Source organism: Rhodococcus sp. NPDC058639 (assembly GCF_042717545.1).
In the GTDB taxonomy this organism is placed as follows: Bacteria; Actinomycetota; Actinomycetes; order Mycobacteriales; family Mycobacteriaceae; genus Rhodococcus.
The window spans coordinates 347923-372407 of record NZ_JBHXRF010000006.1 but is presented as its reverse complement, the minus strand read 5'-3'; the positions used below and the strand labels follow the sequence as shown (position 1 = coordinate 372407).

Sequence of the window (24485 nt, the reverse complement as noted above, 5' to 3'; positions counted from 1 at the left end):
AGTATCCAACCGGGTGTCAGACCTCCACCGGCGGATACAGCCGTTGCATGGTGTACCGCCGGTTTCGTCTCACCGCCAGGGCGCTTGCGGTGAGGGACACCAGCAGGAGCCCGACCAGGACTGCCACGGCCACCCACAGGCGCGAGTCGACCTGTTCGGCGACCGTGAGCTGCCGCAGCCCTTCGACGGTGTAGGTCATGGGGTCGAAGGGATGGATGTACTGGAACGGTTTGGCGGTGGTGGGAACCGGATAGATGCCGCCGGCCGAAACCAGTTGCAGCATCAGGAAAGCCAGCGTGACGACGCGTCCGACCGCGGTGCCGAACACCGCATTGAACGCCTGGATCAATGCCAGATACGTCGCCGAGACGAGCACCAGGAACAGGATCGTGCCGGCGACATGCCGGACATCGAGACCGACCCCGAGGTGCACCACCGCATACATGACCAGCGCCTGCAGAATGCCGACGAGCAGAGCGGGCCAGTACGACGCGAAGACGGTGCGGTACAACCCGACTCCACCGACCGTCGGCCGCGATTGCAACGGCGTCAAGAGCATCCACGTGATGATGCCGCCGACGAACAATGCCAGAGAGAGGAAGAAGGGAGCGAATCCGGTTCCGAACGTCGACGCCAGGTTGTTGTAGTCCTGCTTCAACGCCACCGGCGACGCCAGGGTGTCGGCGGTCGCGGTGCGCTGCTGGTCCGTCCAGCTGGGCACCTCGCCTGCACCCTGTGACAGTTGCTGGGCGAGTTCGTCCGAGCCCGACTGCAACTGCTCCATTCCCGACGACAACTGTCCGGCACCGTCGGCGAGACGGAAACTTCCGTCCGTCAGCTCGATCAGCCCTGAGTTCAGGGTCCCCGCGCCAGAACTCAATTCGTCCACCCCGTTGCGCAACTGCTCCACATCCGACGCCAGATCACCGCTCTGCAGCAACGCGAGCCCGCGCTGGAGGGGACTGTTCGGGTCGAGCAGTTCGTATTCGACGGCTTGGGCTTCGCCCTGCAGGCGCACGATTTCCGCGCGCAACGCTTCGGCGTCCGTCTGCACCTGCTGCGCTGTGAGCGGACCCAGCACGGCAAGGGCCTGATGGGCAAGCGGATCGTTGCTCTGGCCCAGCACGTCGACAACCGATTGCAGCGCCGACCCCGCCGCGGCCTCCACCGGCTGGGGCACCCGGCTTTCCAGCGCGATGAGCGATTGCCTCAGTTGTGTCACCCGGTCGGCGATATCGGTCGGTGCGCCACTGTTCAGGAAGCCGAGCAACGGATCGGCGACGCCGTCCACAGCGGTGGCGAGTTCGTTCGCGCCGGTCGCCAACCGGGCCGATCCGTCACGGGCGGTGACGAGGTTGTCGGCGAGTTCGCGCGAGCCCGAGGTGAGCTGGTCTGCACCGCTCTTGGCCGTGTCGATCCCGTTCGCGAGTGTGCCGGCACCGTCTGCCGCCTTTTTCAGCCCGGAACCCGCGCTTTCGAGCCCGGTGAGTATCTGTCCGACCCCCTGGGCGCCGATGGTGGCGTTGATCTGGTTGAGCACCCGCTCGGAGGCGTCCTGCCCGATGATGCTGGCGAGGTAGTTGTTGGCGTCGTTGAAGGTGAACACAAGGTTCGCCTTCTCGGGATTGTCCCCGCTGGGAGATTCGACCGCCTCGGTGAAATTCTCCGGGATGGTCACGGTGTAGTAGTACTTACCGCTCGCGAGACCGGCAGTGGCCTCGCTCTCAGGTACCTCGGTCAGATCCAGCTGTCCCGAATCGAGCAGCGATTTGACGACTTGATCTCCGGCATCGACCTGTTGGCCGGTCGAGGAGCGTCCGGTGTCGTTGTTGACGATTGCCGCGGGGATCTTGTCGACCGCACCGAACGGATTCCAGAACGCCCACAGATACATCGCGCCGTAGAGCAGCGGCATGAGAATGATGGTGACGATCGCGACGCGCGGCATCGTGCCGCGAAAGTACCGTGTGATGTCGCTCCCCAGCGAAAACGCAGCCAGCATCGCTACCCCATCTCGGTCATGACGCCGATGTCGCCCGGCCCCAGCAGATCGTGCATGTCCACCAGGGTCCGCACGGCGACCCCGGGAGGAATCGGATTCACGTCGGCGGTGATCACCGATTGCGTCTCGCCCAGTGCGATCAGTCTCTCGAGGAGAACCGTGCGCTCGGCGTCGTCGGCGATCCTGTCGAGCCGCCCGACCACAAGCAGCGGCGGTCGCCGGGTGTTCGCGACCGCGATGCGCAGCAGCATCTGCTGAAGTTCCGGCAGGTCGTCGACGAAGGCGCGCAGGTGCGGGAGTTCGACGTCGCCGAAAACCTCCTCGCACATGTCCGCGACCCCGCGTTCGTCGACCCGCGGCACGAGCCGGTACCAGGGCGAATCCCACCGCTTCTGTTCGGTCACCAGGTCGCGCACGGTGACCGAGGGTGGCACCTCGTCGAGTTCGTTCATGCACGCGATCGCGGAATGAGCGAACACCTTTCTCGGCTTGTTCTCGTATCCGAGGACGGTGAGCGAACCGCCGGTCAGGCGCATCCGCCCGCACAACGCCATCATCAGCGCGGTGCGTGCCGCCCCGGCCGGTGCCGCCAGCACGCAGACTCCGCCTTCGTCGATATCGAGGTCGAGCGGACCGAACACGTGTCCCCAGGGCCCGTCCAGTTCGATGCCCCGTGCTGAAACGAGCGTTCCCGGAGCCGGCGCCCACGACGCTCGGGGGTCCGTCACAGGCATTTCGACCATCTCCACCCCACGTCTCCACCGTCGGAACATCAACGCCTTCGCCTCGGAGGCCGTCGCGCGGGTCGGTCCGACTCACGAGAGGACGACCACCGAAGGACACATTCACAGCACGTTCTTTCGATCATGCCGTTGTTCACGGCGACCGAGAGGCGCTTTCCGGGATGTGTCAGGAGATTCGGGCCACCCTCGAGGGGAACGCGCGGTCCGCCCAGCGGGTGCCCGTCCGGAGCGTTACCCCACCTCGCGCACGGCGTCGGGGCCTTGGTCGAGCAGGATTCTGAATCCGTCCTCGTCTATCACGGGCACGCCGAGATCGGTCGCCTTGTCAGCCTTGGTACCGGGGTTGTCGCCCACCACCACGAAGGCGGTCTTCTTCGATACCGAACCGGCAGCCTTGCCGCCTCGCGCCAGGATGGCTTCCTTCGCCTGATCGCGCGAGAAGCCCGCGAGCGTGCCGGTGACGACGATGGACAGACCCTCGAGTGTGCGTGCGATCGACTCGTCGCGTTCGTCCTCCATGCGCACGCCGGCAGCGGCCCACTTGTCGACGATGGCGGCGTGCCAGTCCACCGTGAACCACTCGACCACGGCGGCGGCGATCGTGGGGCCCACGCCCTCGACGGCGGCGAGTTCCTCGAGGGACGCCGCCCGGATCCGGTCCAGGCTGCCGAACTCCGTCGCCAGAGCGCGTGCCGCCGTGGGGCCGACGTGCCGGATCGACAGCGCAACGAGGACGCGCCACAGCGGCTGTTCTTTCGCGTTGGCCAGGTTCTGCAGCAAACGCTCGCTGTTCTTCGACAGCGCGCCCTTCGAGGTGAGGAAGAACGGCGCCTTCCGGAGGTCGTCCTCGGTCAGCGAGAACAGATCGCCCTCGTCGGAGATGACGTTCGCTTCGAGCAGGGCCGTCGCCGCTTCGTATCCCAATGCCTCGATGTCGAACGCGCCGCGTCCGGCGACGTGGAACACCCGTTCGCGCAACTGCGCCGGGCAATTCCGCGAATTCGGGCAACGCAGGTCGACGTCGGCTTCCTTCGCGGGCGCGAGAGGGGTCCCGCACTCGGGGCATACGTTCGGCATCACGAATTCGCGTTCCGTGCCGTCGCGCAGGTCGACGACGGGTCCGAGGACCTCGGGGATGACGTCGCCGGCTTTCCGGATCACCACGGTGTCGCCGATGAGCACGCCCTTACGCGCCACTTCCGACGCGTTGTGCAGCGTCGCGAGCGAGACGGTGGATCCGGCCACGGTTACCGGTTCCATGTACGCGAACGGCGTGACCCGGCCGGTGCGTCCGACACTCACCCGGATGTCGAGCAGTGTGGTGGTCACTTCCTCGGGCGGGTACTTGTAGGCGATCGCCCAGCGCGGGGCACGCGAGGTGGCACCGAGCCGGCGATGCAGGCCCATGTCGTCGATCTTCACGACCAGGCCGTCGAGTTCGTGCTCGATGTCGTGCCGGTGTTCGCCCCAGTACCGCATGCGCTCGACGACGGCGTCCGCTCCCCGGACGCGGAGGGTGTGCGGCGAGACCGGCAGGCCCCATGCGGCGAAGGCGTCGTATGCCTGCGACTGCGACTGCGGCGAGAACCCCTCGATGCGGCCGTACCCGTGGCAGTACATGCGCAGCCGACGCTGCGCGGTGACCGCAGGATTCTTCTGTCGCAGCGACCCTGCCGCCGAGTTCCTCGGATTGGCGAACGGTGCTTTTCCGGCGGCGACGAGACCTGCGTTGAGGTTCTGGAAGTCTTCGAGCCGGAAAAACACTTCACCGCGTACTTCGAGCAGCGTCGGGATCGGGTATTCCTCGGTGGCGGTGAGCTTTTCGGGTACCTCGTCGATCGTGCGCGCGTTGAGCGTGACGTCTTCACCGGTACGGCCGTCACCGCGGGTCGCGGCGCGCACGAGGCGGCCGTTCTCGTACACCAGGCTCAGCGCCACACCGTCGATCTTCACCTCGCACAGGTAATCCGGGTGTGTTCCGGTCTCGGTCTCCGCGCGCGCGAGCCATGCCCGCAGCTCGTCTTCGTCGAAGACGTTGTCGAGGCTGAGCATCGGCTCGAGGTGGCCGACGGCGGTGAAGTCGGTGGCGAACCCGCCGCCGACGAGCTGGGTCGGTGAGTCCGGGGTGCGCAGCTCTGTGTACTGCTCCTCGAGCGCCTGGAGTTCCCCGAGCAGTGCGTCGAACTGTCCGTCGGAGATGATCGGCGCGTCGCGCACGTAGTAGCGGAACTGGTGCTCCCGCACCTGCTCGGCAAGATCCTGCCAGCGCTCGCGCGCCTCGGGAGGAGCGGTGGCAGGCGCGTCCGTCGGTTCACTCACAGGTCACAAGACTAGTCGAGTACGCCGACAACTCCGCAGCGATCCGATCGCACCGGACAGGGCCCGACGTGCCGGCCGGACCCCTTTCGTCAGAGCGTCTCGGGGTCCTCCGAGAGCGCTGCCGAGATCTCGCGCGCCGACTTCAGTGCCTGCCGCGCCCACTGCGGGTCCGCCGAGGCGAGCCCGCACGTCGGCGCCACGGACACCGACCGCAACGCGGTACGAGGAAAGCCGAGACGGTCGAAGAGCTCCACGGCAGGTGCCGCCTGTTCCCGCCAGCTCGGCACGGGGTTGGGAGCGGTCGTCGGAACCAGCCCGAGGACGAGCGCGGTACCGGAATCGAACAGTTCACCGATGCCGTCCAGATCTGCCCGCGACACCCGCGTGAGATCGAACGCGACGGCTTCGGCGGCGCTGCGGCGCAACAGGTCGGCAGGTAGGCTGCCCGCGCAGCAGTGCACCGCGACGGACAGTCCGATGCCGCGGATCGTCGTGTCCAGGACGTCGAGCGCCTCGGGTTCGGGCCACGCCGGAACCGTCTCGAGGATCGTTCTGCCCTCCAATGTCCCCGCGAGGACATCGGGAAGCGCAGGTTCGTCGAGTTGCACGACGACCTGCACGCCGAGCCTGCGGTGCAGTTCGGCGGCGTGCCGCGCGAGTCCCTCCGCCAGCGACTCGGACAGTTCGCGCACCGCCCCGCGATCGAGCAGCACGCGGCGGCCCGTGGCGAGTTCCAGGTGCGCAGCCAGTGTCAGCGGACCGGCCGACTGCACCTTGACCGTGCGATCCGACCCCACACCGGCGCGCTCCCACGCTTCCTCGAGCGCGTCGAGGTCCTGTCCGAGCAGATCTTCGGCGCGCGCGGCGATCGTGCCGCGTCGAGACACCAATCGGTAACCGGTGGTCGATGCGTCGAGATGGAGGTCGACGAGCAGCGCGCTCGCCCGCCCGATCGTGTCCGAACCCAGACCCCTGCCCGGAAGTTCCACGAGGTGCGGAAGCTCGGCGAGTTCGCCGACCACCACTGCCGCCGCTTCGCGCGCGTCGGTGCCCGGCCACGAACCCACTCCGGTGGCGATCCCGGACCAGATCCCCCGCGCCGACCCTTCGGTCGTCACATTCCCTCTGCTACGGGCCGTGCGACCGCGATCGTGCCGCTGCCCAGGACGATGTCGCCGGCCGGGTCCGGCCGGTACAGCACCGCGGCCTGTCCGGCGGCGACGCCCGTGAGCGGTTCCCGCAGAGAGATCTCGATGCCCGAACCGGCCGTCTCGGCGACCGCCGGGGCGATCCCGCCGTGCGCCCGGACCTGCACGACGCATTCGACGGGTCCGTCGGGTGCGCTACCCGACGTCCACACCGCACGCTCGGCATGGATGAAGTCGACCTTGAGGCGTTCGGCGCTGCCGACCCGGACGGTGCCCGTCTCGGGTTCGATCGCGGTGACGTACCGCGGACCGCCGTCGGCGCCCGGACCGGAGATCCCGAGTCCCTTGCGCTGACCGATAGTGAAGCCGTGGACGCCCTCGTGCTCGGCGAGGACCTCCCCGGAATCGTCGTCGACGACCGCGCCGGGCCGCACCCCGATCCGCGCCCCGAGGAAGGCCCGGGTATCACCGGACGGAATGAAGCAGATGTCGTGGCTGTCCGGCTTGTTCGCCACCGCGAGACCGCGCTCGGCGGCTTCGGCCCGGATCAGGTCCTTGGGTGTGTCGCCGATCGGGAACATCGCCCGCGACAACTGTTCCGCGGTCAGCACCGCCAGCACGTACGACTGGTCCTTGTCGGCGTCGACCGCGCGTCGCAGCACCCCGTCCTGCAACCGCGCGTAGTGGCCGGTCGCGACCGCGTCGAAGCCCAGAGCCACCGCGCGGTCGGCCAGCGCGGAGAACTTGATCTTCTCGTTGCACCGCAGGCACGGATTGGGAGTCTGGCCCGCCGCGTAGGCCTCCACGAAGTCGTCGATCACGTCTTCTTTGAAGCGGTCGGCGAAATCCCATACGTAAAAGGGGATTCCGAGCATGTCGGCGGCACGGCGGGCATCGCCGGCATCCTCCTTCGAGCAACAACCACGCGAACCGGTGCGCAGGGTGCCGGGAGCAGACGACAACGCCAGATGCACCCCCACCACGTCGTGTCCGGCATCGACAGCGCGGGCCGCGGCAACCGCCGAGTCCACACCGCCGCTCATAGCCGCAAGAATCCTCATCTCCGGTCACCTCCTCGTCCACCAGCGCTCGCCATACCGGCGGCACGTGCCCGCTCCACCACGCGCGGCAGAACGTCGATCAGTACATCGATATCGTCTCGGGTCGTGGTGTGACCCAAGGAAAATCGCAAGGACCCGCGGGCCGTCGAAGGGTCGGATCCCATCGCGACCAGCACGTGGCTGGGCCGCGCCACACCTGCCGTGCACGCCGACCCGGTGGAGCATTCGATCCCGGCCGCATCGAGCAGCATCAGCAGCGAATCCCCCTCACAGCCGGGGAACGTCATGTGCGCATTGTTGGGAAGCCGCCCTGCGCCGCGGGGTCCGTTGAGGATCACATCGGGGATCACCGCTTCGACACCGTCGACCAGAAGATCGCGCAGGACGGCGAGTTCGGCAGTCCGGGCCGGAAGGTCGCCGGTGACCTCCCGTAGCGCAGCGGCCATGCCGACGATCGACGCGGTGTCCTGGGTCCCCGACCGGATGTCCCGTTCGTGTCCTCCGCCGTGGGCGAGCGGAACGCAGGGAACCTGGCGTCCGAGCAGGAGCGCGCCCACGCCCTGGGGGCCGCCGAACTTGTGAGCGGCGAGGGTGAGCGCCGACAGTCCACTCGCCGCGAAATCGACCGGCAGATGCGCGACGGCTTGCACCGCGTCGCTGTGCATCGGCACACCGAACTCGGCCGCGACGGCAGCGAGTTCGACGATCGGCATTACGGTGCCGACTTCGTTGTTGGCCCACATGATCGTGACGAGGGCGACCTCGTCCGGATGAGCGGCGAGCGCCTCGCGCAGTACTGCCGGCTCGACCCGTCCGACCGCGTCCACCGGTAGCCAGGTCACGACGGCACCCTCGTGGTCGGCCAGCCACTCGACGGCGTCGAGCACAGCGTGGTGTTCCACGGCGCTCGCGATGATCCGGCGGCGGCGCGGGTCCTGAGCGCGCCGGCCCCAGTAGATGCCCTTGACCGCGAGGTTGTCGCCCTCGGTACCGCCGGAGACGAAGATCACTTCGGAGGGTCGCGCACCGAGTTCGGCGGCGATCGATTCGCGGGATTCTTCTATCCTGCGGCGTGCCGCGCGTCCCGAACCGTGCAGGGACGAGGCATTGCCGGTGGTCGCGAAGACGCCGGTCATCGCGTCGATCGCCGCGGCCAGCATCGGCGTGGTCGCGGCGTGATCGAGATAGACAGTTTTCGAGGTACCGGAGGATCCGGTGGCGGGCGAGGTCATGACCGATCCAGGATAGCGGGTGGCCCGGGGTGCCCGTCGCGCTCACCGCTTCCACGGGAGCACATGCGGCACGGGTCACGTTCCGGCGTGCGGACGAGTCGGACATCTCGCCCACCGGGACTGCCCACATGCGAGCGCGGCCCCGTTCCGGATTCCGGAACGGGGCCGCGCTCTGCTGGAGGGTGAGAATCAGCCCTTGTGCTTCTTGACAGCCTCGGTCAGCTGCGGAGCGACGTTGAACAGGTCGCCCACGACGCCGAAGTCGGCGATCTCGAAGATCGGTGCCTCTTCGTCCTTGTTGACCGCGACGATGGTCTTCGAGGTCTGCATACCCGCACGGTGCTGGATCGCTCCGGAGATACCGAGCGCGATGTACAGCTGCGGCGAGACCGTCTTACCGGTCTGGCCGACCTGGAACTGACCCGGGTAGTAGCCCGAGTCGACCGCGGCGCGGGATGCGCCGACCGCTGCGCCGAGCGAATCGGCGAGCTCTTCGACCACGGAGAACTTGTCGGCCGAGCCGACACCACGACCACCGGAGACGACGATCGACGCCTCGGTGAGCTCGGGGCGGTCGCCACCGGCGACGGGCTCGCGCGAGGTGATCTTGACGGCGTTCTCTTCCTGGGCCGGAACCTCGACGTCGACGCGCGTGGCGGCGGCAGCCTCCGGCTTGGCCTCGATCGCACCCGGGCGAACCGAGATGACCGGAACGTCGCCGTTGGCCTTGGCATCGACGGTGAACGCGCCACCGAAGATCGAGTGGACGGCGGAACCGTCGCTCTTGACGTCGACGACGTCGACGAGGAGGCCGGAGCCCAGTCGCGCAGCGAGGCGGCCGGACACCTCCTTGCCCTCGACCGAAGCTGCGGTGAGAACCGCTGCGGGGCTGGTGGATTCGACGAGCGCGGCGAGAACGTCGACCTTCGGGGTCACGAGGTAGTCCTCGATGATGTCCGACTCGGCGGCGTAGACCTTCGCAGCACCGGCGGCGGCGAGCGCCTCCTGGAGCTTGTCGGCGGTGCCGGCGGGACCGGTCACGACTGCCGAAGGCTCACCCAGCGCGCGAGCGGCGGTGATGAGTTCGGTGCTGATCTTCTTGAGCGCGCCCTCGGCATGCTCGACGAGCACGAGTACTTCTGCCATTGCTTGCTTCTCTCCCTAGATAGGTCTGGTGTTGTCGCGGGGGCGCGATCAGATGATCTTGTGGCCGACCAGGTACTGAGCGACCTTGTCGCCACCGTCGCCCTCGTCGGCGACACGCTCACCGGCAGTACGCGCAGGCTTCGGGGTGACGCCGGTGACGGTGGACGCGGCGTTCGCGACACCGAAGATCTCGGGATCGAGACCGATGTCCGCCAGGGTGAGGGTCTGAACTTCCTTCTTCTTCGCGGCCATGATGCCCTTGAAGGACGGGAAGCGCGGCTCGTTGATCTTCTCGGTGACCGAGACGATCGCGGGGAGCGGTGCCTCGAGGCCGAAGACGCCCTCGTCGGTCTCGCGCTCGCCTGTGGCCTTGCCGTCGGCGAGGGTCAGCTTGCGCAGGTGCGTCAGGTGCGGCAGGCCCAGGTACTCGGCGATGATCGCGGGCACGGCACCGACGCGACCGTCGGTGGCCTCGTTGCCGGCGATGACGAGCTCGACGCCCTCGATCTGGCCGAGCGCCGCGGCGAGCGCGTAGGCGGTCTGGATGGAGTCCGAGCCGTGCAGCGCGGGATCGTTGAGGTGGATGGCCTTGTCGGCACCCATCGACAGCGCCTTGCGGATGGCGTCGGTCGCGCGGTCGGGACCTGCGGTCAGCACGGTCACCTCGCCGCCGTCGCGCTCCTTGATGAGCAGGGCCTCTTCGACCGCCCGCTCGTTGATCTCGTCGAGAACCGCGTCGGCGGCTTCACGGTCGAGCGTGTAGTCGCCGTCGGTGAGCTTGCGCTCGGACCACGTGTCGGGGACCTGCTTGATCAAAACGACGATGTTCGTCATGGGTCTGCGTCGACCTCCTGTGTGTAGCTGCCTTTGGTCGGCAAGGCGCTGCCTGAACCGAGCACTCGTGTCTGTCGCACGGCGTGTGCGATAGATTATCAAACGCTAAGTTACCCGTGGGTAACTTAGCGGGATTCCTGGTTCACCATAGCCGCACGAAAGGACACGCAAACCTGTGATCTGGACCACCGGAACGGAGCCGGAGCGCGGTGGCACTAATGTCTGCTCGGTGAGCGATACCAACAGCCGCGCCGACGACGCCCAGACTCTCCCCCTCACCGGCGAACGGACCGTACCCGGCATCGCCGAGGAGAACTACTGGTTCCGGCGCCACGAAGTGGTCTACCGGCAACTGCTCGACCGATGCCGGGACCGGACCGTCCTCGAAGCGGGCGCGGGCGAAGGCTACGGCGCGGACATGATCGCCGACGTGGCAACGCGGGTCATCGGCCTCGACTACGACGAGAGCGCAGTTGCTCACATCCGCGCCCGCTACCCACGCGTCGACATGCGGCACGGCAACCTCGCCGAACTCCCCCTCGCGGACGAGACCGTCGACGTCGTCGTGAACTTCCAGGTCATCGAACACCTGTGGGACCAGGGACAGTTCCTCCGCGAATGCCACCGCGTCCTTTCCCCGGGCGGCGCGCTGTTGATCAGCACACCGAACCGCATCACCTTCTCGCCCGGGCGCGACACCCCGCTCAATCCGTTCCACACCCGTGAACTCGATGCGGCCGAACTCTCGGAACTGCTCGACAGTGCCGGTTTCCGGGTGGAACTGATGACCGGAGTGCACCACGGCCCGACGCTCCGCGCGCTCGACGCCAAGCACGGTGGCTCGTTCATCGACGCGCAGATCGAGCGTGCCCTGGCCGGGGAACCGTGGCCGGCGGAGCTCACCGAGGACGTCGCAGGCATCACCGTCGACGACTTCGTTCTCGACCCCGAAAACATCGACAGCAGCCTCGATCTGGTTGCGGTCGCAGTAAAGGATCCCGCGCGGTGAGTACGAAGAAGACCGGAGAACCGGGAATGTTCTCCCTCGTCCTGCACTCCCACCTGCCGTGGCTCGCCCATCACGGCCGGTGGCCGGTCGGTGAGGAATGGCTCTATCAGTCCTGGGCCGCAACGTATCTCCCGGTCACCGACGTTCTTGCGCGCCTTGCCCACGAAGGGCACAGCCGGATGGTCACACTCGGGATCACGCCCGTCCTGGCCGCCCAGCTCGACGATCCGCACTGCCTTGCCGGAATGCACCACTGGCTCGGCAACTGGCAACTGCGCGCCCACGAGGCCGCCGGCATGGCGGAGGAGTCCTACCGGGCGCTCGGGGCACGAGAACACCGTGCGGCAGGAGCCGCGCTCGAGATGTTCGAAACCCGATGGCGCCACGGCGGTTCCCCCGTGATCCGTAACCTCGTCGACGCGGACGCGATCGAACTGCTCGGTGGTCCACTCGCCCACCCGTTCCAGCCACTGCTCGACCCCCGGATGCGGGAGTTCTCCCTCACCGAAGGCCTGCACGACGCGCATGCCCGCTGGCAACACCGTCCCCGTGGCATCTGGGGCCCCGAGTGCGGATTCACGCCGGGGATGGAAATCGGGTACGCGGCAGCCGGTGTCGAACACTTCATGGTCGACGGGCCGGCGCTGCACGGTGAGACCACTCTCGGCCGCACCGTGCTCGACTCGGACGTCGTGTGTTTCGGACGTGACCTTCAGGTCTCGTACCGCGTGTGGTCGCCGAAGTCCGGATACCCCGGGCACGCCGCCTACCGCGACTTCCACACCTACTGTCACGACACGGGTCTCAAGCCCTCGCGCGTGACCGGGCGCGCGGTGCCTTCGGAGGAGAAGGCGCCCTACGACCCCGAACTCGCGTCCCTCGCCGTCGACCGCCACGTGGCCGACTTCGTCGACACGATCCGGCGCCGCCTCCGGAGCGAGTCCGCCCGCATCGGCAGGGACGCACTCGTCGTCGCGGCATTCGACACCGAACTGTTCGGGCACTGGTGGTTCGAGGGTCCGCTGTTCCTCGAGCGGCTTCTGCGGGCGCTGCCGGAGGCGGGCATCGAGGTGGGCACGCTCACCGACGCCCGTGATCGCGGATACGTCGGTGGTCCCGTCGATCTCGCGAACTCCTCGTGGGGATCGGGCAAGGACTGGCGGGTGTGGGCAGGCGACCAGGTCTCCGACCTCGTCCAACTCAACGACGAGGTGGTCCGGACCACGCTCGACACACTCGACAAGGCCCGTGGCGGGCACGCACCCGGAGCGCCGGTCCTGCGCAACCGCGTGCACGACCAGATGTTGCGCGAAGCACTGCTCACCGTCTCGAGCGACTGGGCGTTCATGGTCAGCAAGGACACCGCGGCCGCCTACGCCCGCGATCGCGCGCACACCCACGCGCACGCCCTCCGGGAGATCGCCGATGCTGTCGCTTCCGGCCGGGACTCGGCGGCAGTACGGTTGGCCGACGGCTGGAACCGAGCCGACAACCTCTTCCCCGGGCTCGACGCGCGGCGCCTGCCCGGACGCCACGGAGGCAAGTGATGAAGATCCTGATCGTGTCGTGGGAGTACCCGCCGGTCGTCGTCGGTGGGCTCGGTCGGCACGTTCACCACCTCGCCACGGAACTTGCCGCCGCGGGAAACGAAGTCGTGGTGCTGTCCCGGCGCCCCACGGGAACCGATGCCTCGACGCATCCCACACTCAGCCATATCGCAGAGGGCGTGCTCGTCGTCGCGGTCGCGGAGGACGCCCCCCACTTCGTATTCGGCGAGGACATGCTCGCCTGGACCCTCGCGATGGGGCACGCGATGGTGCGCGCGGGTATCGGCCTGAGCCGCGGCGGTATCGGCGAGGGGTGGCAACCCGATGTCGTGCACGCACACGACTGGCTGGTCGCGCATCCCGCCATCGCCCTTGCCGAGCACTTCGACGTGCCTCTGGTCTCCACGCTCCACGCAACCGAAGCGGGCCGCCACAGCGGGTGGCTCTCGGGCAGAATCAACCGGCAGGTGCACTCGGTCGAGTGGTGGCTCGCCCACGAATCCGACGCGCTCATCACGTGTTCGGCGTCGATGTACGACGAAGTGACAGCACTGTACGGCTCCGATCTGCCGCGAATCGCGGTGATCCGCAACGGTATCGACATCACGACGTGGTCGTACCGCGAACGCGCACCCCGATCCGGACCGGCCCGGCTCCTCTATGTGGGACGGCTCGAGTACGAAAAGGGCGTGCAGGACGCGATCGCCGCCCTCCCGCGGATTCGGCGTTTACACCCCGGCACCACACTCATGATCGCCGGCGAAGGCACCCAGTCCGAGTGGTTGCGCGAACAGGCGCGGGTCCACCGTGTCGCACGCTCGGTGACTTTCCTCGGCAACCTCGACCACACCGAACTGCTCGATCGACTGCACACCGCCGACGCCATAGTCCTGCCGAGCCGGTACGAACCGTTCGGCATCATCGCGCTCGAAGCTGCCGCTGCGGGAACACCGTTGGTCACCTCGACCGCCGGCGGGCTCGGCGAGGCCGTCGTCGACGGCTCGACCGGTTTGTCGTTTCCTCCCGGCGACGTCGCAGCGCTCACGTCGGCGGTGCGCAGGACGCTCGACGATCCGGCCGCCGCGCAGGAACGCGCCCGGGCCGCCAGGGCCCGGCTCACCGACGACTTCGACTGGGGACAGGTCGCCGAGGAGACGGCCCAGGTCTACATCAGCGCGAAGCGGCGAGTACGGCATCCGCTCGGACGGCCCGTGATCCCGCAGCGCCCGCTTCCCGGCCGGGACTGAGTCAGCCGACTCCGAGGGCCGGCACGCGGTCGAACCACGGGCGAGCCTGTTCCAGTTCGGCCCCGAGAGCGAGCAGCAGGCCTTCCCCGCCGAGCGGCGCGACGAACTGCACGCCGAGGGGTACGCCGTCCGCGGTCCAGTGCAGCGGCAGCGAGATCGCCGGGCGCCCGGTGATGTTCGCCAGCTGGGTGTACGGCGTACGTCCGAGGTTCTCGTCGATCATCCGGTCCACCAGGCCGGTCCAGCGGGCCACCTTGCCCATTCGCGTCGCGATGAGCACGTTCCCGAGGGTGCTCATCCAGCGCGGGGTAGCCAGTTCCCCGATCCTCGCCGGAGGGTAGGCCAAGGTCGGGGTGAGCAGCAGGTCGTAGCGGTCGTGGAATGCAGCGAGCCGGGTGGTGTGTTCGCCCCAGCGCGCCAGCGCCGCGAGATACTGCGGCGCGGGCACGGTGCGGCCCAGTTCGGCGAGGATTCGGGTGTCGAATTCGAATCCGTCCGGGCCCGACCCCGTGCGTTGCCGTACCTCGTCGACCTCCGCTGTCAACGACGCGAACCACATCGTGAGGAAGTCCGTGGCCAGTTGCCGCTCGTCGACACCGGTCGTCGCGGGCTCGACGTGGTGACCGAGTTCGTCGAGCAGGGCAACCGTGGCGTCGACCGCGGCGACCGCCTCGGGGTCGACCCCGGTCCCGAGTGGGGACGCGGTCGCGTACCCGATCCGCAGTCGCCGGGGCGTGGTGCGTGCCGCGGCTGAATAGGACTGCGGTGGAGCCGCACTCAGGAAGGGCGCCGCCGAATAGGCACCGGCCATGACGTCCAGGAGAGCCGCGGAGTCACGGATGCTTCGCGTGATCGCCCCGTTCGTTGCCGCCCCGTGCAGCGGTTCGCTGCCGAGCGGGCCGGTCGGCACGACTCCGCGTCCGGGCTTGAGCCCCACGAGACCGCAGCATGCGGCCGGGATCCGGATCGAGCCACCGCCGTCGCTCGCGCCCGCAACGGGCACCACTCCCGCCGCGACAGCCGCGGCGGAACCACCGGACGAACCCCCGGGGGTCAACGCCGGGTTCCACGGGTTGCGGGTGGGACCGTTGGCTTCCGGTTCGGTGATGCCCTTGAGCCCGAATTCGGGGGTGTTGGTCTTTCCGAAGACGACGAGACCTGCCTCGAGCCAGCGGTCGACGACCACCGAGTTGCGTTCGGCGGGGAATTGGGCGAGCGCGCGGGACCCGCTGCCGGTGGGGATGCCCGCGATGTCCTGCCCGAGGTCCTTCACGAGGAAGGGCACGCCCGCGAACGCGCCGTCCAACGGGTGGCCGGCCCGCACACGGGCCTCCCGGTCGAGCCGGTAGACGACCGTATTGAGAGTCGGCTCGACGGCGTCGAGTCTGGCGATCGCTGTCTCGAGCAGTTCGTGCGGCGTCACCTGCCCGCCTGCCACCAGTTCTGCGAGCCCCACGGCGTCGTAACGCCGGTATTCGTCGAAGTCCACGGTCGAGCCCCTCCCCTGCCGATCTTCCTGTGACTGTCGTCAGACGCCGGGTTGTGCGTCGACCGGCTTTTCTCCCGCCTTCTTCCGCGCGATGTCCTCGAGCGCTGCGGCCCGTGCGGCACGCTCGGCGGCGGCGGTCTCCCACGACAGCTTCCGATTCTTCACGACCTTCGCCGGCGAGCCGACGGCAATGCTGTAATCCGGGATCTCACCCTTGACCACGGCGTGTGCGCCGAGCACACAGCCGCGACCCACCTTGGTATTGCGCAACACCGTCACCTTGGCGGCGATCCAGGTGTCCGGCCCGATTCGCACCGGGCCCTTGATGATGCCCTGGTCCTTGATCGGATAGGTGATGTCCTCCGTGCGATGGTCGAAATCGCAGATATAGCACCAGTCGGCAACCAGGGTCGACGCACCGATCTCGATGTCGAGGTAGGTGTTGACGACGTTGTCCTTGCCGAATACGACCTTGTCACCGATTCGCAGCGAACCTTCGTGGCAGCGGATGGCGTTGCCGTCGCCGATATGCACCCACTTGCCGATCTCGAGCCGCGCCAGGTCGGGCGTCGCGTGGATCTCGACGTTCTTCCCCAGAAACACCATTCCGCGCAGCACGACGTGCGGATTCGCCAGCTTGAACTTCGCCAGGCGGTAGTACCGGACCAGGTACCACGGCGTGTATGCCTTGTTCGCCAGCACCCATCGCAGAGATGACAGTGTCAGGAATCGTGCCTGGTCCTGATCCCGGCGACGGGAACCGCGCCACCTCGTGCGCAGCGGTGCGCCCCACATGCTCGTCATAGGGGGCAGCCTACGGTCCGCCTCCTGCGCGGGGTACAACCACCGGCCCGATACGCTGACGGCTCGAAACGTTCGTCCCGGGAGGAGTTGGGTGATGCGGGGTGTCCTGCGGGCCGCAGTGCTGGCATCGACGGCGGCGGTTGCACTGAGCGGGTGCGCAGGCGGAGGCGGTACCAGCAATGTGCTCTCCGAAGGAGGCTGGCCGGGCCGTTATTCGGATGCCCGCAACAGCAGCACCGCGACCGCAGACGGTCTCGACGATCTCTCGGCCGCGTGGGCCCGCCCACTGGGAGGCGAGGTGGGCTCTCCCGCCGGGGTGGCCGCCAACGGCCAGATCGCAGTCACCGCCTCGACGGAGGCGGGATGCAACCTCTTCTCCTTCCAGATCGACAACGGACGCAAGCGCTGGTGCACGCGACTCGCTCCGGGAGCGACGACCGTCACCCCTGTGTCCGACGGCAACACGAACATCTACGTCGGCGAGGACGGCGGCATGTTCTCGTTCAACGAGCACGGCCAGCGGCGCTGGCGGATCCCGGTGAGCGGCACACCGCGCAGCGCCCAGTTCGCGTCCGACGGAAAACTGGTCGTCGTCACGCATTTCGGCCAGATCAACATCATCAACCCGCAGACCGGCCAACTCGTCGCACCGCTGTTCGACCTCGTGCCGATTCCCGCCGTCGACGACGGCCAGAACGTCCCGCGACCCGCCAGTGACCACGGCTTGGCCGCGTGTTTCGGCGGATCCCCCGATTGCCCTGTCGCGACCAACCCCGCCGTCGACCTCGCAACGGACCGGATCTTCGTGACGTTGTGGCGTCCCGGCGCCGATCGGGCGTCGCTCGTCGCGATGCGGTACACGAGCGGCGACAACGCCTCGGTGGTTCAGGAATGGTCGACCGACGACCTGCCGGGCGGGGCCGTGACGAGTCCGGTGCTCTCCGCCGACGGCACGGTCGTCTACGTGCACGACGGGGACGGGACCCTGTGGGCACTCGATTCGGCGACGGGCACCGCTCGCTGGAACCAACGCCTCGATCACGCGCCCGCCACCGGTCCGGCGGTGACCGCCGACGGACTGCTGCTGATCGCCGCGGACGGTGCAGGCGGATCGCTGCTCGCCCTGCGCGACACCGGCGACGGCGCCGAGACGCTCTGGGAACGCTCCGACGTCACCGCGCACGGAGTACCGGCGGTGACTGCGGACGGTCTGGGTTATTCGGTGATCGACGGTGGCGACGGTCCGGCCGCGCTCGTGTTCGACACCTCGGACGGCCGGACCATCGACGAGGAAACATTGACGGAGGCAACAGGTTTCCCGATCGGCACTGCTGTGGGACCCGACGGGGAATTCGTCACCACAACGCACGGCGGCGATGTGGTGGTACTGCGCTGACCGGAGCACACGTCCTGTGTCGCGCATAGACGTCAGATCGGCGCTGTCGTGACCTGCACCAGTCCGGCGCTGTCGCGCCAGAGGGTCGACGCGAGGTCGTCGCGGCGAGCCAAATCGGATGGCTCGCGCCAGGTGAGCACTCCGCGGCGCAGCGTCGCGTAGTACTCCTTACCGGGTGGACGGACGACGCCGAGCGCGAGGTCTGCAAGCGCCCGTCCCGCAGCCTGACGGCTGTTGAATTGCGGCACAACGGCTCCCAGCGGTCCGCCGAACAGCCTCCACGCGGCTCGCAGGTGCAATGGCATGCCGCGGACGAGCCCGGTACCCGGCGTCTGGCCGGGGCAGTATGCAATCCCGATGATATCTCGGTCGCGGGTCTGCGCGAGGGCCGCGAGGGCCCGGACGGTCAGGACGTTGCACAGCTTCGACGCCGTGTACGCACGCCGACCGGCAACTGCGGGCCGGTCTTCCACGTCAGGGTCACGATCGGGGTGGGCGAGCATGCACACCTCCGCATGCCGTGGCGTGGGCAGACCCGCCCCTTCGGCCGGATCGTGTGCGCCACTGGTTGTCAGGATGACCACAGCGCCGCGCGCCAGCCGCCCCAGCAACATACGCAGCAGCAGGTAGTGCGCGAGGTGGTTTACGGCGAACGTGGCCTCGAATCCGTCGACGGTACGCGTCTCGCTGGTGCGGTTGAGCATTCCCGCGTTGAACACGAGCGCATCGATCCAGGCATCACCGAGCACGTCGATCACCGACGCCGCAAAGGACCGCACACTACCCAATACCGCCAGGTCGAGAGGCAGCGCTTCAGTTCCGGCCGGCGCGACGCCGCGGGCACCGAGCAGCAATCGGGTATCCGGCGCCGCTGTAATGCGCTGGGCTGCAATGGCACCGAAGCCGGACGTGCCACCCGTCATCACAATGATCTTCACAACGCCCTCACTCGACGGTTACGAGACTCCAGTTTCGATACTTCGGTATCGTATACTTCCACCATGATGACGACCGGTCAAGCCCTCGGCCGACCACGCAACAGCGGAATCGATGCGGCGCTCCTATCAGCCTCGCGCGAGTTACTCGCCGAAGTCGGGTACGCGCACGTCACGATGGACGAGATCGCCACCCGCGCCGGAACATCGAAAGCCGCGATCTACCGACGCTTCCAGTCCAAAGCCGAACTGCTGTTCGCAGCGGCGATGCACACCTCGAACATCGAACCCCCGCCGGACACGGGTTCGCTGCGCGGGGATCTACTCGCCCTCGCCCGACGAATCCGATCCGACATGTCCTCACCTACCGCGCGCGAGGTAGCACCCCAGGTTCTTGCCGAGATCAGCAGATCACCGGAGGTCTCGCAGCGACTACGGACCGTGTTCGTAGCAACCGAACGCGCCGAGATCGACGTAATCCTCACCCGCGCGACGAAACGTGGAGAACTCACGCGAACGCCCAGCGTGACCACGGCACACCGGATGCTCGGCGGTGCGCTTTTCTTCACCATATTCGTGATCGACGAGACGATCGACGACGCGGAACTTTCCGCCGTCGTCGGCATCCTCTCGGCGGGGCTGAGTGCAGAACAGCCCGGTTGCTGACCCTGCGGCGAGGTCCGTCACGACGACACACAACGGCGACATCGGCGTGCTCCGCTGACGCAGTTCACCCTCAGCCGACAGTCGAGGGATCGTCGAAAGTTCGTGCTGCCCGGCGCAATTCGGCGCTCACTGCAGCCTGCGCCGGCCGGTGCCCACTGCCCCGGCGGTACGCGATTCGGGTTCGCCTCCCGACCGGAAGCGCGGTGAGCACCACTCCTGCCGGAACATCGATCGCCCCGAGCTGTGGCACCAATGCCACGCCGGCTCCCGCTGCAACCAGTCGCAGGACCGTAGCGAAGTCGTCGACCCGATGGGTGACCCGCGGTTCGAAGCCTTGGGATCGACAGGTGCGCAACGCCATGGTGTGGCACAACGTGCCGGCATTCCCGACAATCCAAGGGCTGTCGGCGTGACTGCGGACGACCGCCAAACCCTCCGCGTCCGGCGCTGCGGACGCGGCCAGATAGATGACCTCGTCGAGAAGCGGTTCGAGTTCGATGCCCGACCCGACGGAGGAGGGCACGTTGTCGTATTCGTGGACGAGCGCCATGTCGAGGTGACCTCCCCGAAGCAGATCCGGCGCATCGGCGGGATCGACCTCCGTCACCGTCAATTCCGGGCCCTGGTCCGCACGGCGGAGTTCCGACAGGGCGGGGAGCACAACCGTCCGTAGCGCGGTCGGAAAGGCCCCCAGGCGAACCGACCCCGCCGGCCCTGGCCCACTCGTCGCGAGCGCGGTTTCTGCTCGTTCCAGTTCCGCAAGAACCGCCTCGGTGTGCTCGACGAGGACGAGCGCCGCCGGGGTCAGCCTCACCCGACGACCCGTGCGCACCAGGAGGGGGCGGCCGGCCTCGCGTTCGAGCGCCGAGATCTGTTGCGACACCGCCGACGGCGTGTACGAAAGTGCCTCGGCGACGGCAGCGATCGTGCCTCGATGGGCGAGTTCACGGAGAAGCCTCAGCTTGCGAACGTCGAGCATCGATCCAGCTTACGAGTTCCGTCACGAAGAGTAACTGGATCTTGTGAATTGCGATGGCAAGACTGAACGCATGACCTTCCATCCGTCGGGCGTCTTCGTCCCCCTCGTCACCCCGTTCACGGACACCGGCGAGATCGCCGCCACCGACCTCGAACGTCTCGCCCACGGCGTGATCGAAGAAGGCGCGGCCGGCATCGTTGCGTTGGGAACAACCGCGGAGGCGGCCACCCTCGACCCTCAGGAACGTCGAGAGGTCGTGCGGATCTGCGGGACGGTGTGCCGCGAGCACGGCGTGCCCCTGGTCGTCGGCGCGGGTTCGAACGACACGGCCGGCACCGCGCGCACCCTCGAGGAACTGCATGCGGAGGGCGACGCCACGGCCGCAATGGTGGTGGTCCCGTACTACACACGCCCATCCGAGGCAGGGGTGGTGGCGCACTTCGAATACATCGCCGCACGCAGTCCGCTCCCCCTGATTCTCTACAACGTTCCGTACCGCACCGGCCAGCACCTGGGCTGGGAGTCCGTCGCGCGACTGTCGCAGCATCCGCAGATTGCCGGCATCAAACAGGCAGTCGGCTCGGTGGACACCGACACCGCGCGACTGGTCGCAGAGGCCCCGGCGTCGTTCTCGATCCTCGCAGGAGAAGACGCGCTGGTTTCCCCGCTCCTCGCGATGGGTGCCGCGGGAGCGATCCTGGCGACCGCGAACGTCTGCACGCGCGAGTTCGTCGAACTGTTCCGGTTGTGGGACGGCGGATGCCTGTCGCAGGCGAGGACCCTCGGGAACCGACTCGTGGAGACCGCGTGCGCGCTGACCGCGGGGCCGAACCCCACCGTCATCAAGGCCGTGCTCCACGCCCAGGGCCGGATTTCGACTCCGAACGTCCGGCTGCCCCTCCTGCCGGCGGGCAGCCCCGCGGCGATTCTCGGGGCGCTGCCCCACACGGTCCGTGCGGACTAACGGGACGCTTCGCAGACGAACGCCTCGGGGGTACGGCCTATCCGTGTGAGCACGACACTCAGCGAGCGTGAGCCCTTCAGTTTCAGCCGGGGACGCAACACCGCAGGATCGATGTCGAGTCCGCGCACCAGGATCTCGGCGATCCCGCAGTCGAGGCGGGACAGCGCCTGCTTCAGTGACTTCTCGGTGTACTTGAACTGCTCCAGGACGCGGAACCCCCGCACCCCGTCCGGGAGCGTGTCGCCCGTGAGATACGCGATGCGCGGATCCAGTTGCCACAACCCGTGCGCGGCACCGTAGTGACGCACCAGTCCCGCACGCACGATCGCACCGTCCGGATCGACGATCCACTCCCCCGGTGCGCGCTCGGGAATCTCGTCCGGCATCGTGTCGGTGACCTCGAAACCGGTTCCGTCCGAACGGAGTACCGAGGCGCGGCGTCGAACACCGCCGTGGGTGAGTCCCGGGGAGTACAGGCACGCTTCCCGCACGCCGCCGTCCAGCGACACCACTTCGACCTCGCCGTCCCAGTCGAGGGAGTCGAAATCCAGACCGGGTGCGCACTTCACGGCCAGGTCGCGTGCGGCATACACCCCGAGAAGGTCGGGCAACGGCGGTTGCAACGCCGCCGGGTCGTGGGTCCTGCGGCCACCGGCGCGACGCGCAGGGTCCGCGACGACGGTCGTGCCGCGTGTCACAGGCGTCAGCGCGTCCGCACGGACGAGATACGCGTCGGGGACGTTGTGGGCCGCCATGGCGAGGCGCACTTCGTCGAGGTCGCTGCCGACCACCGTCTCCGCGACACCGACGAGTTCGGCGAGTTCGGCGCCGATCGAGCAGGTGACGTCGTGGACCCGGCGGCCGGCAAGCCGTCGCGCACGATGCGCCGCCACGGTCGCGGGCGTCGACTGCTGCACCGCATCGTCGGTGAGGATCCAGCGCGCGGCACCGGGAATCTTCGCGTCCGCCTTGCGGCGCAACAACACCGTCTCCACGAGCACCGCGGTCCGGTCGCCGAATTGCGTACGCACCCAGCCGATATCGGCCAGGCGCGTACGTGTCGACAGTTCACGCTCGCCGACACGTGCGAGCGCTGCCGCGCCGGTATCCGAGGTCAGGTACCGGACGTCGTCGAGCGTGAACTCGTATCCCAACTACTTGCCCGGCTTCACACCGGTGATCATCACGTTGTAGAAGAAGCTGCGCGGGACGACGTGCTTGAGCACATTCTCGTCGACCCAGCTGAGCGACTTCCAGCCACCGAAGGCGAACTTGGCCCAGTTCCAGCCCAGCTTCTCGGGCGGAACCGCGGCTTCGAACGTGCGAACCGGCCAGCCGAGCAGTGCGGCGGCGAATTCCTCGCTCGATGCCTTGACGTCGGTCGCACCCGCCGAGCGCGCGATCTTCTCGAGATCGGACGGGTCGAAGGTGTGCAGGTCGACGACTGCCTCGAGCGCAGCAGCGCGCGACGACTCGTCGAGTTCGGTCTGCGGACGGCGCCAGTCGCTGAGGAACGGCAGCTTCGTGATGGTGGTCGTGGCCTCCCACGTGATCCGCCCGAGCCAGCGCGCGTAGAAGTTGCCGACCGTGCTCGGCTCACCGGCGAACACGAAACGGCCACCCGGCTTGAGGATGCGCAGCACCTCGCGCAGGGACTGCTCGACATCGGGAATGTGGTGCAGCACTGCGTGACCGACGACGAGGTCGAACGTGTCGTCCTCGTACGGAATGGTTTCGGCATCGGCGACGCGGCCGTCGACGTCGAGGCCGAGATGCTCGGCGTTGCGCAGCGCCACCTTGACCATGCCCGGCGACAGGTCGGTGACCGAACCGGTCTTCGCCACCCCACCCTGCATGAGGTTGAGCAGGAAGAAGCCGGTTCCGCATCCCAACTCGAGCGCCCGCTCGTAGGGCAGGGGCTGCTCTCCGGCAGCGGCGACGAACCGTCCCTTCGCGTAGTCGATGCAGCGTTCGTCGTACGAGATCGACCACTTGTCGTCGTACGTCTCGGCTTCCCAGTCGTGGTAGAGCACCTGAGCGAGCTTGGTGTCTTCCATCGCTGCCGCGACCTGTTCGGCAGTGGCGTGCGGGTTCGGCGCGGGGTCGACCCCGTCGGGCCTGCTTGCAGTCATGCCGGTGATCCTACCCATCGGTAAGTCGGGGACAATTTTGCGGTTGGGCGAACTATTCGCCGACGAAATCGGCTTTTCCGGGCCCGTCGGCGAGAAACGACTCCATGCCGATGGTGCGATCCTTCGTAGCGAACAGCGACGCGAACAGGTGCTGTTCGATGGCGAGGCCGGTATCGAGATCGGTCTCGAGGCCCTGGTCGATCGCAGCCTTGGCTGCCGCAAGCGCACGCGACGCCGCTTTGGTGAACTGCGCGGCCCACCGGCGGGCCGCCTCGTACACGTCGTCCGGCGCCACGACCTCGTCGACGAGACCCATCGCCAGAGCCTCGTCCGCCCCGACGAATCGGCCGGTGTACACGATGTCCTTGGCTTTCGACGGCCCCACCAGCCGCGCGAGGCGCTGTGTGCCGCCACCACCGGGGATCACGCCGAGCAGGATCTCGGGCGTGCCCAGCTTCACGTTGTCCCCGATGATCCGCCTGTCGGCGCCGAGGGCGAGTTCGAGGCCACCACCGAGCGCGTAGCCGGTGATCGCGGCGACGGTCGGCTTCGGAATGTCGGCGATCGAGCCCAGCGCGGATTGCAGATCACCCACGATCCGGCTCATCCGGACGAAGTCGATCTCGGCGAGTTCGTTGATATCGGCGCCGGCGGCGAACACCTTCTCCCCGCCGTACACGATCACCGACTTCACGTCGTCCCGCACGGTTGCTTCCCTCGCGGTGTCCCGAAGCTCCTCCTGGAGCCGGCGGTTGAGCGCGTTCATCGGCGGCCGGTCGAGCCGGATGGTGCCGATACCGTCGGAAACCTCGAGCGTCACGAATTCAGGCAT

General features: G+C 67.8%; 21 protein-coding genes. 6 read left to right on the top strand and 15 right to left on the bottom strand.

All coding sequences use genetic code 11. The features are described 5' to 3' along the window. Positions 1-16: 16 nt before the first annotated feature. The 8 genes from ACFWU2_RS14590 to ACFWU2_RS14555 form a co-directional block, all read right to left on the bottom strand. Entirely contained in the window at positions 17-2002 is a 1986-nt protein-coding gene (locus ACFWU2_RS14590; protein WP_378607204.1) for a YhgE/Pip family protein, read from the bottom strand. 2 nt (positions 2003-2004) lie between these two features. Further along, positions 2005-2736, bottom strand: a complete 732-nt coding sequence (locus tag ACFWU2_RS14585; RefSeq protein ID WP_378607201.1) for a hypothetical protein — start codon at positions 2734-2736, stop codon at positions 2005-2007. 240 nt (positions 2737-2976) lie between these two features. Next, entirely contained in the window at positions 2977-5064 is a 2088-nt protein-coding gene (ligA, locus tag ACFWU2_RS14580; protein WP_378607198.1) for an NAD-dependent DNA ligase LigA, read from the bottom strand. Positions 5065-5153: 89 nt separating this feature from the next. After that, entirely contained in the window at positions 5154-6182 is a 1029-nt protein-coding gene (locus ACFWU2_RS14575) for a methionine synthase (RefSeq protein WP_378607195.1), read from the bottom strand. Further along, positions 6179-7273, bottom strand: coding sequence for a tRNA 2-thiouridine(34) synthase MnmA (gene mnmA / locus ACFWU2_RS14570; protein ID WP_378607192.1), 1095 nt, complete (start codon positions 7271-7273; stop codon positions 6179-6181). Before mnmA ends, ACFWU2_RS14575 begins: the two co-directional genes overlap by 4 nt. Next, on the bottom strand, positions 7270-8505 hold the full coding sequence (locus ACFWU2_RS14565) for a cysteine desulfurase family protein (RefSeq protein WP_378607189.1): 1236 nt from the start codon (positions 8503-8505) through the stop codon (positions 7270-7272). The genes mnmA and ACFWU2_RS14565 overlap by 4 nt, the downstream gene beginning before the upstream one ends. 189 nt (positions 8506-8694) lie before the next feature. After that, positions 8695-9651: an electron transfer flavoprotein subunit alpha/FixB family protein gene (locus tag ACFWU2_RS14560; RefSeq protein WP_378607186.1), complete on the bottom strand. Its 957-nt coding sequence runs from the start codon at positions 9649-9651 to the stop codon at positions 8695-8697. Positions 9652-9699: 48 nt separating this feature from the next. Then, positions 9700-10485: an electron transfer flavoprotein subunit beta/FixA family protein gene (locus ACFWU2_RS14555; protein ID WP_378607183.1), complete on the bottom strand. Its 786-nt coding sequence runs from the start codon at positions 10483-10485 to the stop codon at positions 9700-9702. A gap of 229 nt (positions 10486-10714) precedes the next feature. Here ACFWU2_RS14555 and ACFWU2_RS14550 point away from each other — a divergent pair, with 229 nt between their 5' ends. The 3 genes from ACFWU2_RS14550 to ACFWU2_RS14540 are packed head-to-tail and all read left to right on the top strand — an operon-like array spanning position 10715 to position 14288. Then, on the top strand, positions 10715-11494 hold the full coding sequence (locus tag ACFWU2_RS14550; protein WP_378607180.1) for a class I SAM-dependent methyltransferase: 780 nt from the start codon (positions 10715-10717) through the stop codon (positions 11492-11494). A gap of 26 nt (positions 11495-11520) precedes the next feature. Next, positions 11521-13041: a 1,4-alpha-glucan branching protein domain-containing protein gene (locus ACFWU2_RS14545; RefSeq protein ID WP_378607302.1), complete on the top strand. Its 1521-nt coding sequence runs from the start codon at positions 11521-11523 to the stop codon at positions 13039-13041. Then, on the top strand, positions 13041-14288 hold the full coding sequence (locus tag ACFWU2_RS14540; RefSeq protein WP_378607177.1) for a glycosyltransferase family 4 protein: 1248 nt from the start codon (positions 13041-13043) through the stop codon (positions 14286-14288). The genes ACFWU2_RS14545 and ACFWU2_RS14540 overlap by 1 nt, the downstream gene beginning before the upstream one ends. A gap of 1 nt (position 14289) precedes the next feature. On the opposite strand, the gene ACFWU2_RS14535 is transcribed toward ACFWU2_RS14540, so the two are convergent. Further along, complete coding sequence (locus tag ACFWU2_RS14535) at positions 14290-15777, bottom strand: amidase (RefSeq protein ID WP_378607174.1); 1488 nt, start codon at positions 15775-15777, stop codon at positions 14290-14292. Between the two features lie 39 nt (positions 15778-15816). Further along, complete coding sequence (locus ACFWU2_RS14530; protein WP_378607171.1) at positions 15817-16581, bottom strand: acyltransferase; 765 nt, start codon at positions 16579-16581, stop codon at positions 15817-15819. A 94-nt stretch (positions 16582-16675) separates the two neighbouring features. Here ACFWU2_RS14530 and ACFWU2_RS14525 point away from each other — a divergent pair, with 94 nt between their 5' ends. After that, complete coding sequence (locus tag ACFWU2_RS14525) at positions 16676-17977, top strand: PQQ-binding-like beta-propeller repeat protein (protein ID WP_378607168.1); 1302 nt, start codon at positions 16676-16678, stop codon at positions 17975-17977. A gap of 32 nt (positions 17978-18009) precedes the next feature. Here the strand turns inward: ACFWU2_RS14525 and ACFWU2_RS14520 are convergent, their stop codons facing one another. Beyond that, the gene (locus ACFWU2_RS14520; protein ID WP_378607165.1) at positions 18010-18915 is read right to left on the bottom strand and encodes an SDR family NAD(P)-dependent oxidoreductase; all 906 of its coding nucleotides are present in this window, start codon (positions 18913-18915) and stop codon (positions 18010-18012) included. Positions 18916-18978: 63 nt separating this feature from the next. On the opposite strand from ACFWU2_RS14520, the gene ACFWU2_RS14515 reads away from it, so the two are divergent. After that, positions 18979-19578 (top strand): TetR/AcrR family transcriptional regulator, encoded by a 600-nt coding sequence (locus ACFWU2_RS14515; protein ID WP_378607162.1) that lies wholly within the window; start codon positions 18979-18981, stop codon positions 19576-19578. 70 nt (positions 19579-19648) lie between these two features. Here the strand turns inward: ACFWU2_RS14515 and ACFWU2_RS14510 are convergent, their stop codons facing one another. After that, positions 19649-20557, bottom strand: coding sequence for a LysR family transcriptional regulator (locus tag ACFWU2_RS14510; RefSeq protein WP_378607159.1), 909 nt, complete (start codon positions 20555-20557; stop codon positions 19649-19651). Between the two features lie 70 nt (positions 20558-20627). On the opposite strand from ACFWU2_RS14510, the gene dapA reads away from it, so the two are divergent. Further along, complete coding sequence (gene dapA / locus ACFWU2_RS14505; RefSeq protein WP_378607156.1) at positions 20628-21521, top strand: 4-hydroxy-tetrahydrodipicolinate synthase; 894 nt, start codon at positions 20628-20630, stop codon at positions 21519-21521. Here dapA and ACFWU2_RS14500 read toward each other — a convergent pair. From ACFWU2_RS14500 to ACFWU2_RS14490, 3 genes are read right to left on the bottom strand one after another with little or no spacing between them, the layout of a single operon-like run. Beyond that, on the bottom strand, positions 21518-22675 hold the full coding sequence (locus ACFWU2_RS14500; RefSeq protein WP_378607153.1) for a class I SAM-dependent methyltransferase: 1158 nt from the start codon (positions 22673-22675) through the stop codon (positions 21518-21520). The two genes, dapA and ACFWU2_RS14500, sit on opposite strands and share 4 nt — an antisense overlap. Beyond that, positions 22676-23653: a class I SAM-dependent methyltransferase gene (locus ACFWU2_RS14495; RefSeq protein WP_378607150.1), complete on the bottom strand. Its 978-nt coding sequence runs from the start codon at positions 23651-23653 to the stop codon at positions 22676-22678. A gap of 52 nt (positions 23654-23705) precedes the next feature. Continuing rightward, a complete protein-coding gene (locus tag ACFWU2_RS14490; RefSeq protein ID WP_378607147.1) occupies positions 23706-24485 on the bottom strand; it encodes an enoyl-CoA hydratase/isomerase family protein in 780 nt (259 codons plus the stop codon).